This is a genomic window from Enterobacter cloacae complex sp. Mu1197 (assembly GCF_040059225.1).
Taxonomy (GTDB): Bacteria; Pseudomonadota; Gammaproteobacteria; order Enterobacterales; family Enterobacteriaceae; genus Enterobacter; species Enterobacter quasiroggenkampii.
This window is the reverse complement of sequence record NZ_CP157375.1, coordinates 2,615,469-2,628,297: the sequence shown is the minus strand read 5'-3', so window position 1 is coordinate 2,628,297 and position 12,829 is coordinate 2,615,469. Positions and strand designations below refer to the sequence as shown.

Here is a 12,829-nt window from a genome sequence, read left to right as displayed (position 1 = left end):
CTTTACCCTCTTGCCGCAAGTGCGGTAACGCGATCGTAAGCTGCACCGGAGCGCAGTACATCCAGAACTTTTTGAACGTTGGCCTTCAGGTCTTCCTCGCCGTGCAAACGCATCAGCATGGCGACGTTGGCAGCAACGGCGGCCTCATGGGCAACCTCTCCCTTACCTTGTAATAAGCGCGTCAGAATGTCACGGTTTTCTTCCGGGGTACCGCCGGCCAGCGCTTCCTGGTGATACGGGGTTAAACCAAAGTCAGCGGCTTCCAGCTGGTAGCTCAGGATTTCACCGTCGCGCAGTTCGGCTACCAGCGTCGGCGCATGCAGTGACACTTCATCCATTCCGCCGCTGTGCACCACGGCGGCACGCTGGTAACCCAGCACGCGCAGCGTCTCTGCAATCGGCAGGACCAGTTCCGGACTGTAGACACCGATCAGCGCCAGCGGCGGATGGGCCGGGTTGATCAGGGGGCCGAGCACGTTAAACAGGGTGCGGGTTTTAAGCTGCTGACGAACCGGCATTGCGTGGCGGAAACCGGTGTGATACTTCGGCGCAAACAGGAAGCAGACGCCCAGGTCATCCAGCGCTTCACGGGAACGTTCGGCGTTCATATCGAGATTAATGCCGAATGCCGCGAGTAAATCAGACGAGCCTGACCGGCTGGACACGCTGCGGTTACCGTGTTTCGCCACTTTCAGACCACACGCTGCGGCCACAAAGGCGCTGGCGGTTGAAATATTGATACTGTTGCTGCCGTCACCGCCGGTGCCGACGATATCGGCAAACGGATAGTCCGGACGCGGGAACGGGGCGGCATTTTCCAGCAGGGCCGTGGCGGCACCGGCGATCTCCTGGGGGCTTTCACCGCGAACCTTCATGCTCACCAGCGCGGCCGCCAGCTGTTCCGGCTTCAGCTCACCGCGAACCACGGCGGAGAAGAGCTGGTGGCTCTCCTGCTGGCTCAGGGTTTGCGCCTGATACAGTTTTTCCAGAATCGGCTGCAGGGTGTTGGTCTGCTCCAGCTTCTGTAACGCCCAGTCGAGGGTCTGCTCCAGCAGGCGGGCACCGTGGGAGGTCAGGATGGATTCCGGATGGAACTGCATCCCGCAGACGCGATCCGCGTCGTGACGTACCGCCATCACCATCCCTTCAAACGAGGCGTTGATCGTCAGCCCGGCCGGAATGTTGCTGCCGACCAGCGAGTGGTAGCGCGCGACCGGGAGCGGATTCGGCAGCCCGGCAAACATCGCCTGGCCGTCATGTTCGATGCTGGACGCTTTACCGTGGAGGATTTCACCCGCCTGGCCAACGTAGCCGCCATAGGCTTCAACAATCGCCTGATGACCGAGGCAGATGCCGATAATCGGCAGCTTGCCGCGCATACGGGTCAGCAACTCCGGCATACAGCCCGCTTCGCTCGGCGCGCCTGGCCCCGGAGAGAGCATCAGCACCGGGTTTTGCATGGTGGCCAGACGGTCAATCAGGGTCTGCGCCGGTACATGGTTACGATAGATAACGACGTTATGGCCATTCGCACGCAGCTGATCTGCCAGGTTGTAGGTAAAGGAGTCGATATTATCGAGCAGCAGAATGTCAGCCATCAGAAAATCTCCTGTGCGTGGTGTGCGGTAGCAATGGCGCGAAGGACCGCACGGGCTTTGCTGCGCGTTTCGTCAGCTTCAGACTGCGGAACAGAATCAAGAACAATCCCGGCACCCGCCTGGACGGTGGCAATACCGTCTTCAACATAGGCGGAGCGGATCACGATGCAGGTATCGAGGTCACCATGGGCGGTGAAGTAACCCACCGCGCCGCCGTAGCTGCCGCGACGACGCCCTTCGGCGGCGGCAATCAGCTGCATGGCGCGCACTTTCGGCGCACCGCTCAGGGTGCCCATGTTCATGCAGGCGCGGTAGGCGTGCAGCACGTCGAGGTCCTGGCGCAGCTCACCGACCACGCGGGAGACCAGGTGCATCACGAACGAATAGCGGTCGACTTTAGTCAGGTCCGCCACGTAGCGGCTGCCTGGGGTGCAAATACGAGCCAGATCGTTACGCGCCAGGTCAACCAGCATCAGGTGCTCGGAGAGCTCTTTATGGTCGGTGCGCATTTCCAGCTCGATGCGGCTGTCGAGATCGCGATCCAGCGAGCCGTCTGCGCGACGTCCACGTGGACGGGTTCCGGCGATCGGGTAAATTTCAATCTGACGGCTGGTGGCGTCATATTTCAGCGAGCTTTCCGGCGAGGCGCCGAACAGCGTGAAGTCATTGTCCTGCATAAAGAACATGTACGGGCTTGGGTTGCTCTTTTTCAGCACGTCGTAAGCGGCCAGCGGAGACGGGCAGGGCAGAGAGAAGCGACGGGACGGTACAACCTGGAAAATTTCCCCGGCGCGAATCGCTTTTTGCATCTGGCGAACCACGGCACCGTACTGATCGTCGGTCTGGTTCACATCGCAGGTCATTTTTTCCACGCGCTGTACCGGCAGTGCAGGTGGCGCTTCCGTCATCTGCTGCTGAAGCTGCGCGATACGGTGCTCAAGACGGTTTTTCTCAGCGGTCGAAGGCGTGAACAGGCTGGCCTGGATACGGGTGTACTGTTTCTGATGGTCGATCACCAGCAGGGTTTCGGCCAGATAGAAGCAATAGTCCGGGCAGCGATTGCCCTGCTCGGTTTCCGGTAAATCTTCAAATCCGGCGACCAGGTCGTAGGCAAACAGCCCGCCAAAGAACATCGCTTCACGCTCATCGTGCGGAACGGTGACCAGGTTCTGCAGCAGGCGGAAGGCATCAAAGACGGAAAGGGAGCACAGGCGCGCGTCTTCATCCAGCAACTGGCTAACCGGCGGGAAATGCAGAATACGCATTTCTGGATGACGTTCGTTTTCGATGCCTGAAGGCAGGGCGGCATCCAGCAGCGGCAGCAGCGATGCGCCGTTGTCTGATAAGGCTTTGATTGTGACAGTGTCACCTATAGCGGTAATGCGCAACGCGCTGTCGACCAGCAGCAGGCTTTTGAGATCGTCCTTGCTGTCAATGTCCGCAGATTCCAGCAGCAGCGTTGCCGGGCGTGCCCCGCACACCTGATGAAACAGCGCGGTCGGGTTGTGGCGATAGGCCGCCTCGCAGGTCAGCAATTCGAGATGGGGTTTGGCTGTTTGCATGTTGGTGTTCTCATTTATTCTGTTCAAAAAAAAGCCCGCTGGGTAGCGGGCGGGTATCTGTTTGCATTTCGCAGACGCGTGACACTGCCCGATGATCAGGAAGTACGCCACCAACCGTGCAGAGTGAAATGTGCTGTCATTTTCAGATACCTTTCTCGTGTGAACTTGCGTACTAGTTAACTAGTTCGATGGCGTGTTGTCAACCCTTGATTTCAGAATTTCGATATAAGTCGGTATCATGATGGTTTCGGATGTCTCCAACCTGTTATAGGAAGTGCTTTGAGCGATACCACCTACGCTATTATTTATGATTTACACAGCCATACTCAGGCCTCTGATGGCCTGCTGACACCCGAAGCCCTGGTTCATCGTGCCGTTGAAATGCGCGTCGGTACGCTGGCGATAACCGATCACGATACGACGGATGCCATTCCGGCGGCGCGCGCCGAGATCGCCCGCAGCGGGCTGGCGCTTAATCTGGTCTCCGGTGTCGAAATTTCGACCGTCTGGGAAAACCATGAGATTCATATCGTTGGCCTGAACATCGATATAGACCATCCGGCACTGACTGCTTTTTTGCAAGAACAAAAAACGCGCCGCAACCAGCGCGCGGAGATGATCGGCGAACGTCTGGAAAAGGCGCATATTCCGGGCGCACTGGAAGGTGCCCAAAAGCTGGCGAACGGCGGGGCGGTCACGCGCGGTCATTTCGCCCGTTTTCTGGTAGAGGCGGGTAAGGCCACGACGATGGCGGATGTCTTTAAAAAGTATCTGGCGCGCGGGAAAACCGGATACGTTCCGCCACAGTGGTGTACAATAAAACAAGCTATTGATGTGATTCATCATTCTGGCGGTAAGGCCGTGCTGGCCCATCCGGGGCGGTATAATCTTTCTGCTAAATGGCTGAAAAGGCTGCTGGCGCACTTTGCCGAAAACGGTGGTGAGGCGATGGAAGTCGCCCAGTGTCAGCAGGCGCCCAATGAGCGCGCGCAGCTCGCGACCTATGCCCGACAGTACGGTCTGCTTGGCTCACAGGGTTCTGATTTCCATCAGCCCTGCGCCTGGATCGAACTGGGGCGCAAGCTCTGGCTGCCTGCTGGCGTTGAGCCGGTCTGGCAGCTCTGGGAACAGCCGCAGCAAATTGAAGAGAGGGAAGTATGAGTCAGTTTTTCTATATCCATCCGGATAACCCGCAGCCACGTCTGATTAACCAGGCCGTGGAGATCGTCCGCAAAGGCGGCGTGATTGTCTACCCGACCGATTCAGGCTACGCGCTGGGCTGCAAAATCGAAGATAAAGGGGCGATGGAACGCATTTGCCGTATTCGCCAACTGCCGGACGGCCATAACTTTACCCTGATGTGCCGCGATCTCTCTGAGCTGTCCACCTATGCTTATGTGGATAACGTGGCGTTTCGCCTGATCAAGAACAACACGCCGGGCAACTACACCTTCATCCTGAAAGGGACGAAAGAGGTGCCGCGCCGCCTGCTGCAGGAAAAGCGTAAGACTATCGGCATGCGCGTGCCGTCGAACCCGATTGCGCAGGCGCTGCTGGAAACCCTCGGCGAGCCGATGCTCTCTACCTCGCTGATGCTGCCGGGCAGCGAGTTTACCGAGTCCGATCCGGAAGAGATCAAAGATCGTCTGGAGAAGGTGGTCGAGCTGATTATTCATGGCGGTTATCTCGGCCAGCAGCCGACCACCGTGGTCGACTTAACCGAAGATGCACCGGAAGTGATTCGAGAAGGCGTGGGTGACGTAAAGCCTTTCTTGTAAAGTATAAGCAGATATATTATGCGGCCATCAAAGCAGGGCTCAGCCCTGTTTTGACCTGATTCGACGCCTGTGAAGGCGCGCAAGTATAATAAAATCATTATTAATCAATGTATTATTCTAAGTGCGCGAATGGCGATCATCGCTTTGTGTGGCAGCTTTAGCAGCACGTTGACTCCCATCCTTCATGCAAACCGTTTTCTATTCTCTGGCAGGCTTCAACGTCTGCGCCAATAAGCAGGTATCATCAACGGACTTCTTTGATTCGGGAGAAGCTGGTGGAAGTGAGGGATCGCTATGTGCTAATTGCAAGCCAGCATGATTGCTGGCTTGGCTTTGGGTGTTTATCGGAAGTACAGAACAGACCCGGCGATAATGATTGATAGCAATCCTAAAACAGAGAAAGCGTACTCGACGATAAACCAATTTTTGAACCAAAGATTAATGGATTTACGATAAAGTTGATCTTTGTGGCGTAACCTGAGTTAAATCCTATCGAGCCCGCTTTGTCGAAAATAATAGCCCCTGCCGGGAGAGAACCAAACTTTTCTTTATACAGCATACAGATCGCGGAGAAGCGCTTTTGTTGATAAATGAGAGCAACGCGACGGCGATACCGCAGACAAGGCTTAACCCTCCAAATCCGCAGATGATTAGATCTGATGGTAGATTGGTCATTTGTTGACCCAAAGCCACACACCACCGAGAAGCAATGCAACCAAACCAATCACTGAGCAAACAAATTCCGCAATAAACCAGTATCTGATTTTTGCTGGTAAGTCTCTGATGAATGCAACATCATCGTTCTTGCTATGGATGGATTTTTTTCCATAGATCAACGGATGAATGATGAAGTCCATTTTGGTTGTGTACCCTGCTGTAAATCCAATGACGTCAGCATCTTTCAATAGTGCTGCGGCAAGGGGCAAAGTTCCAAACTTGGCTTCATACAAGCGGCAGACCTCAAGGAATCGCTTTTTGTTCAGAATGGAGATGATAACCATCGAAACTAAAGCGATCATCATTGCTCCTGAAATGATGAAAAGTAGAGCATCAGATGCGGTAACGGTCATTTTGTTACCTCATAAACTTTTTCACCTAATGTTTCGCCGAGTTTTCCTCCCATTTCTCCCCCGGCATATCCAGCCGCGCCAGTGAAGATTACACCGCAAGCCAACATTCCCGCACCAGCTGCTTCAATAGTTAATGCGCCCAAGACAAAAGAACAAACGGTTGCAGAGGCTCCCCCTGATGCGAGTGAACCTGCGAATACACCGCCTCCGATGCTCATACCAAAACTTCCAACCTCGGTATACGCCGTTTTCTCGCAGTCAGACCCGACTGTGCAGGCTTCGTAAATCTTATCCAGCCTGTTCACGCCATCAAGAGCGATTCCGACATAGCCCGCTGTTTTCATCATTTTCACATACTTTGCAGCTTTCTCGATGAAAGTGGCGTAGCCCTCAATATCTGCAACTCCGGTCTGATTCCAGCGATGTGTAATCGAACTGGTTGAAAGTCCCAACGCCCGTTTAATGTCTGGGTAGTCCTGCAATGCCAGTTTGTGACGCGTGAAATCCGTTAGAATGCTATCGAGTTCACCGAACAGTTGCCGTCTCTGAACATAAAATTGTTCACTGATCAGTGATCCGCTGGTGATGTACTGATTTTTGTATGCTTGCTGAATCTTGGTCAGAACACTCTCGATCTTCTCAAAGTATTTTCCCGCAGCTTCTGAGGCGATCCCTGTTGTCGTACTGGCTTGAGAGGTAAAAAGATCAATGGTGTCTTTATGTTTATGCAGGAAGTTAGCTTCCTGAATTGTCAGCGGTTCTAACGCCGCATCGACTCGCGCTTTCGCGGCTTTAATGTGGGCGATTTGCTCGTCGTCCTGTTTTTCTGGATCAACCAGAAGCATAATCGAACCCGTTTTGTATCTTTCATCCGGGCCGTTCAGCGTAGAGAATAGCTCCTTTGCTCCTGCTGGCGGGTTTTCTGTAAATAGCAGACGTTGCCACGCTTCTGTAGTCCCGCCACAGGGGAGAACGGCAAAACCTGCGTCGATGCCTGTTTTCTTTTTCGCTGTCTGGGCGTGTTGTTCTGGTTCTGAGTATGCGTTTGAAGTGAGTGAGGCGGATAGTGGAGCCACTGCCGCTAAGCCTACATTTCTAAATGCCTTTGGTTCTTCTTTTTCATACATGGGGTAAGCATTGGAAGGACGTATTTTTGCCTTACAAGGGCATGAACTATAGCTATCGAGCGACCCTGCTACACGTCTGTCATCTGCACCATCCGTAAAAATTGAGATCCCGCCGATAATCTTGTATGTGTTGCCATCTTTGCCACAGGTTACAGGATCACCTTCTTTCGCTATCGGTTTACCGAAGGCAATACCCAGTGCGGAGCCTGCAACTATCCTTCCTCCGCATGAAGTTCTGTCCCCCTGACATAAAACAATACCTGTCGCCATAGCGCCCTCTACCTGTTATGGAAATAATCACGGAGGTCATTTTACAAGCAATAACCATATGAACAACAAGTATTTGACCTAAGTGAAACTACGTTTCGTAACAACCAGTAAAGGGGGTTAGTGCTCCACGAATGTCCTGGTGTATTTGCACTGTTCGGACGGTCTGAACGGCACTGTCTCTGTATAATTTGCGTTGCTATAGATGCAGACCTTTGCGTTGTCTGTCTCCTGCTCGTCACTAAGAATTAAGGTTATGCGTCCAGCACGGGCGAGGACTGGCACTAACACCAGCGTGAGCACCAGATGTTTCATACGCATCTCCTTATAAATCCATCTCATTGATCACACGGCTAACGGCTTGCTTGTTTACATCCAGATAGCGCCTGGTATCGGTGATGTTGCTGTGATTGAGCACGGTCATAGCTAAAACGATGTTGTTTGCAGAACGCTTGTAGATGGCATTCCCGCCAGCTTTGCGGAAGTTGTGCGCCGATACAGTGCCATGAATCCCGATAGCTTTAGCGGCTTCTGCAATCTAGCAGGTAAAACAGACGCTTGCATTTGGCGATTCAGCTCATATCAAGTGCAGCACCTACATGATTCGCAAGGGGCAAATCATCCTTGGAAAGTTCAAGTTTCTTCATGTGAAGACTTGCAAGCACTTCGTTTGCTGTCTAAACGCTACCATTTACCATGCGTTGGAAGTGAGCTTCCGAATAGCCTTTTGCGGCTTCAATGGTATAAGAAGCAGATAATGGAGAAGCAGGATTTATGTTTCTGTGCAACGGTCCTAACTCCAACAGACGCTCGACTTCGGCAACATCCCTTTCGAGTGCATGTAGAAGATAATTGTCAAAGTCTTGCTTAGTGGCGGCTCGGTAGCTCTAAATTTTACGTTTGAACTCTTCGAGGCTCATCGTTCCATTCTGTACAAGGGGAATGAAATGACGGATCTGATTCATGATCATTTCTGTTTGCTTTTGTCTATCAGTACCGAGACTTAAGCGCACAAAACTTGTTGAATCATTTAGTCTAAAGTTAGTGTAGTATGTGCGCCCACGAATCATTGTGTGTGACAGCTTGTGTGACACGTTGTTTGCCATGCTGTGTACCATGAAATAGTTACAGATCAGCGAGTTAGTCTAATTTTAACGTTAACTCGTTGTTTTAGAAAGTACACCAGACGCCTGTGAAGGCGACACCTGAGGAAGCTCAATGAGCGAGAAGTTACAGAAAGTGCTGGCGCGTGCCGGCCACGGTTCACGCCGTGAAATCGAAGCCATTATTGAAGCGGGCCGCGTGAGTGTGGACGGTAAAATCGCCACGCTGGGTGACCGCGTAGAAATCGTACCGGGGCTGAAGATCCGTATCGACGGTCATCTTATCTCCGTGAAAGAGTCTGCTGAACAAATCTGCCGCGTGCTGGCTTACTACAAGCCGGAAGGCGAGCTGTGTACCCGCAATGACCCGGAAGGTCGCCCGACGGTGTTTGACCGTCTGCCTAAACTGCGTGGCGCTCGCTGGATTGCCGTTGGTCGTCTGGACGTGAATACCTGCGGTCTGCTGCTGTTTACCACCGATGGTGAACTGGCAAACCGTCTGATGCACCCAAGCCGTGAAGTGGAACGTGAATACGCCGTGCGCGTGTTCGGCCAGGTTGACGAGAATAAACTGCGCGACCTGTCACGTGGCGTTCAGCTGGAAGACGGTCCTGCGGCGTTCAAAACCATCAAATTTACCGGTGGGGAAGGCATCAACCAGTGGTACAACGTGACCCTGACCGAAGGCCGCAACCGCGAAGTGCGTCGTCTATGGGAAGCGGTAAGCGTGCAGGTTAGCCGCCTGATCCGTGTCCGTTACGGCGACATCCTGCTGCCAAAAGGCCTGCCGCGTGGGGGATATACTGAACTGGATCTGACCCAGACCAACTACCTGCGCGAGCTGGTCGGCCTGACGCCGGAAACCACCTCTAAAGTGGCGGTGGAGAAAGATCGTCGCCGCATGAAGGCGAACCAGATTCGCCGTGCGGTGAAGCGTCACAGCCAGGTGAGCAGCAACCGCCGCTCTGGCAGCCGTAATAACAACGGTTAATGTAAAAGCCCGGTGAAGACACCGGGCTTTTTTCTTTAGTAATCAATCCCTATTTGCGCTTTGATGCCCGCATCAAACGCATGTTTAACCGGACGCAGCTCGCTGACGGTATCTGCCAGTTCCAGAATATCCCGATGGCACCCGCGGCCCGTGATGATAACCGTCTGATGGGCGGGACGGTCTTTCAGTGCATTAAGCACGTCTTCCAGCGGCAAATAGTCGTAGGCGACCATATAGGTGATCTCATCCAGCAGAACCATATTGAGTGAAGGATCGGCCAGCATTCTTTTAGCGTGCTCCCAGACGGCCAGACAGGCTGCGGTATCGGTTTCGCGGTTCTGGGTGTCCCACGTAAATCCGGTCGCCATCACCTGGAACTCAACGCCGTGAGGCTCAAGCAGATTACGCTCGCCGTTAGGCCACTCACCTTTAATAAACTGGATAACGCCGACCTTCTGTCCGTGGCCGACGGCGCGTGTCGCCGTGCCGAATGCGGCCGTGGTTTTCCCTTTGCCGTTGCCGGTAAAGACGATGACGATCCCGCGCTCATCCTGAGCGGCCGCGACGCGCGCATCAACCTGTTCCTTCAGACGCTGCTGGCGCTGCTGGTGACGTTCTTCACTCATTGCGATATTCCTGGTTTACGGCCTGGCTGGGCGTCAAAGGTCATCCCGGTTTTGCGGCGGCTGTCGTCGCCCATTAGCCAGAGATAGAGCGGCATAATGTCTGCCGGCGTTTTCAGCTTCTGCGGATCTTCCGTTGGGAAGGCGCTGGCGCGCATTTTGGTGCGCGTACCGCCCGGGTTAATGCAGTTTACGCGCAGATGGCGGCTTTGGTACTCCTCTGCCAGCACCTGCATCATGCCTTCGGTCGCGAATTTTGATACGGCATAGGCACCCCAGTTTGCACGCCCCTCACGGCCTACGCTGGAGGAGGTGAACACCAGTGAACCCGAATCCGATTTGAGTAATAAAGGAAGCAGTGCCTGGGTCAGGAAAAACGTCCCGTTGACGTTGACCTGCATGACCTCCTGCCAGATCTCGGGATCCTGTTCATCCATCGGGCGAACTTCGCCAAGCAATCCGGCATTGTGCAGTACGCCGTCCAGGCACGGGTAATGGGTGCTGATGCGGTGAGCAAGCTCCTGACATGACGCGGGCGTGCAGGTGAGCAGATCGAGCGTGTACCAGCGAGCAGGAATCCCACCTGCGGCTTCAATCTCCTGCGCCACCCCTTTAAGTTTTTCTTCGTTGCGGCCGGTCAGGATGACGCTCGCGCCATACTCAGCGTAGGTCAGCGCCGCTTCACGGCCAATCCCGTCGCTGGCCCCAGTGACAAGAATGATGCGGTTCTGCAGCAGATTTTTTTGCGGTTGATAATGCAAGGTGACTCCTCGGCGCACGGTGACTCAAAGACGCCTTCTTTTGTGACTTTTCGGCTTTATGCCCGAATTCGCCTGATAATTCAATCAGTCTACAGGACGCATTGCTGTAAAATTAACAATTTGCAAATATTTAAACGCCAGACCGGGGATTCCTGAAGGCGCCTCGCAGAGGTAATGTCACGAGCGAGACGCATGGGCAGGGCTGTTGTACACTGCCGTGAAAGATTCGTGGTTAAATCAAGGTGGAACGCGTGGAATTACTTTCTCAATATGGGTTGTTTTTGGCGAAAATCGCGACGGTGGTGATTGCCATTGCGGTGGTTGCCGTTCTGATTGTCAACCTGACGCAGCGCAAGCGTCAGCGTGGGGAGTTACGCATCACCCGCCTGAGCGAGCAGTATAAAGAGATGCAGGAAGAGATGTCTCTGGCGCTGCTTGACAGTCATCAACAGAAACTGTGGCTCAAAGCGCAGAAGAAAAAGCATAAACAGGAAGCCAAAGCGGCAAAAGCAAAGGCGAAGCTCAATACGCCACAGGATAAGGTCACGCCCCGCGTCTACGTGATCGATTTTAAGGGCAGCATGGATGCGCATGAAGTGTCCTCTTTGCGGGAGGAAGTGACGGCTGTTCTGGCCGTGGCGACGCCGCAGGATCAGGTCGTTGTTCGTCTTGAAAGCCCGGGAGGTGTCGTGCATGGCTACGGCCTGGCCGCGTCTCAGCTACAGCGCCTGCGTGAAAAACAGATCCCGCTGACCGTTGCCGTAGATAAAGTGGCGGCGAGCGGTGGCTACATGATGGCCTGCGTGGCAGACAAAATTGTGGCCGCACCGTTTTCTATTATTGGCTCGATCGGCGTGGTCGCGCAGATCCCGAACTTTAACCGCTTCCTGAAAAATAAAGAGATTGATATCGAACTTCACACGGCGGGTCAGTACAAACGCACCCTGACGCTGCTGGGTGAAAACACGGAAGAAGGGCGCCAAAAATTCCGTGAGGATCTCAACGAAACGCATCATCTCTTTAAAGACTTTGTGCACCGTATGCGCCCGACGCTGGACATTGAGCAGGTCGCGACGGGTGAGCACTGGTACGGCGTTCAGGCGCAGGAGAAAGGGCTGGTGGATGAAGTCGGAACCAGTGACGATCTGCTGCTCAACCTGATGGAAGGCCGGGAACTGGTAGGCGTCCGTTTTGCCCAGCGCAAGCGACTCCTTGACCGCTTTACCAACAGTGCCGCAGAAAGCGCGGACCGCCTGCTGCTCCGCTGGCTACAGCGCGGACAAAAACCGCTGCTGTAAACAAAAACGCGAGGCTTATGCCTCGCGTTTTGCGTTAATCGACCAGGTGATATTTCTCGGAAAGCGTGTGCGCCAGGTATTTAAACATGTTAAACACGGCGGTGCTTTTCGGGGTCGGTAAGCCCTGTTCATCTAGGAAGTATTCGCCGCTGAAAACCAGCACGCCATTTCGCTGCTCTACGCCGGTGGCTTCAATGCCTGCCAGCGTATCTTCATGGTCACGAATAAGCTTGTTTGCTTCGATAAGCAGAGAGGCTCGGTCAATAGGTTGGGTCGTATTCTGCATAATCCACTCCTTAAACAGTGACAATAGTCTACGCCGAGGGCGCTTTGGGGGCAAATTTTCCCTGTATTGTGAGGGGATAAGGTGCAGGGGCCTGGCTGGCAGGATTTGCTTTTGCATGCTAATAAAGTTGCGTAACGAATTTTATCAGGTAGAGTGTGCGCTTTCGTCATTCTGGCAACAGAATTGCTTGACATTCAACCGGGAATTCGTCACGAATTACACGAGATGTGAGAAAAATACCCGAGAACTCAATCACCTGGGCGGCTTTTCTTTAACGCCCGGTAAGACAAAGGGGTTGATATCTCCTGACGCAGTCGCAATATCATTGGCTCGTCGTCAGCGGAAGGGAAATCAACGTGCGGCGT

The 12,829-nt window shown here is 53.8% G+C and carries 11 protein-coding genes and 1 other annotated feature; of the genes, 4 read left to right on the top strand and 7 right to left on the bottom strand.

The genetic code is table 11. From position 1 onward, the window contains the following. Positions 1–2: 2 nt before the first annotated feature. Both trpD and ABFV38_RS12420 read right to left on the bottom strand, forming a co-directional pair. Positions 3–1,598, bottom strand: coding sequence for a bifunctional anthranilate synthase glutamate amidotransferase component TrpG/anthranilate phosphoribosyltransferase TrpD (gene trpD, locus ABFV38_RS12425; RefSeq protein WP_008502806.1), 1,596 nt, complete (start codon positions 1,596–1,598; stop codon positions 3–5). Then, entirely contained in the window at positions 1,598–3,160 is a 1,563-nt protein-coding gene (locus tag ABFV38_RS12420; protein ID WP_348957349.1) for an anthranilate synthase component 1, read from the bottom strand. The genes trpD and ABFV38_RS12420 overlap by 1 nt, the downstream gene beginning before the upstream one ends. Positions 3,161–3,185: 25 nt before the next feature. Continuing rightward, positions 3,186–3,279, bottom strand: a sequence feature (Trp leader region). Between the two features lie 160 nt (positions 3,280–3,439). Here ABFV38_RS12420 and rnm point away from each other — a divergent pair. Next, the gene (gene rnm, locus ABFV38_RS12415; RefSeq protein ID WP_045908893.1) at positions 3,440–4,321 is read left to right on the top strand and encodes an RNase AM; all 882 of its coding nucleotides are present in this window, start codon (positions 3,440–3,442) and stop codon (positions 4,319–4,321) included. After that, positions 4,318–4,938, top strand: coding sequence for an L-threonylcarbamoyladenylate synthase (locus ABFV38_RS12410; RefSeq protein ID WP_003856793.1), 621 nt, complete (start codon positions 4,318–4,320; stop codon positions 4,936–4,938). The genes rnm and ABFV38_RS12410 overlap by 4 nt, the downstream gene beginning before the upstream one ends. 671 nt (positions 4,939–5,609) lie before the next feature. On the opposite strand, the gene ABFV38_RS12405 is transcribed toward ABFV38_RS12410, so the two are convergent. Next, positions 5,610–6,008, bottom strand: coding sequence for a hypothetical protein (locus ABFV38_RS12405; RefSeq protein ID WP_348957348.1), 399 nt, complete (start codon positions 6,006–6,008; stop codon positions 5,610–5,612). Further along, entirely contained in the window at positions 6,005–7,405 is a 1,401-nt protein-coding gene (locus tag ABFV38_RS12400) for a PAAR domain-containing protein (protein ID WP_348957347.1), read from the bottom strand. The genes ABFV38_RS12405 and ABFV38_RS12400 overlap by 4 nt, the downstream gene beginning before the upstream one ends. A 1,215-nt stretch (positions 7,406–8,620) precedes the next feature. On the opposite strand from ABFV38_RS12400, the gene rluB reads away from it, so the two are divergent. Beyond that, on the top strand, positions 8,621–9,496 hold the full coding sequence (rluB, locus tag ABFV38_RS12395; protein WP_348957346.1) for a 23S rRNA pseudouridine(2605) synthase RluB: 876 nt from the start codon (positions 8,621–8,623) through the stop codon (positions 9,494–9,496). A gap of 35 nt (positions 9,497–9,531) precedes the next feature. Here the strand turns inward: rluB and cobO are convergent, their stop codons facing one another. Further along, positions 9,532–10,122 carry a cob(I)yrinic acid a,c-diamide adenosyltransferase gene (gene cobO / locus ABFV38_RS12390; protein WP_045908891.1) on the bottom strand — a complete coding sequence of 197 codons (591 nt, stop codon included), beginning with the start codon at positions 10,120–10,122 and terminating at the stop codon, positions 9,532–9,534. Then, complete coding sequence (locus ABFV38_RS12385; RefSeq protein ID WP_348957345.1) at positions 10,119–10,880, bottom strand: YciK family oxidoreductase; 762 nt, start codon at positions 10,878–10,880, stop codon at positions 10,119–10,121. Before ABFV38_RS12385 ends, cobO begins: the two co-directional genes overlap by 4 nt. A gap of 251 nt (positions 10,881–11,131) precedes the next feature. Between ABFV38_RS12385 and sohB the strand changes: the two genes are divergently transcribed. After that, positions 11,132–12,178, top strand: coding sequence for a protease SohB (gene sohB / locus ABFV38_RS12380; protein WP_167211111.1), 1,047 nt, complete (start codon positions 11,132–11,134; stop codon positions 12,176–12,178). A gap of 34 nt (positions 12,179–12,212) precedes the next feature. Here sohB and ABFV38_RS12375 read toward each other — a convergent pair whose 3' ends face one another. Then, positions 12,213–12,464 (bottom strand): YciN family protein, encoded by a 252-nt coding sequence (locus ABFV38_RS12375; protein WP_003856804.1) that lies wholly within the window; start codon positions 12,462–12,464, stop codon positions 12,213–12,215. Positions 12,465–12,829 lie beyond the last annotated feature (365 nt).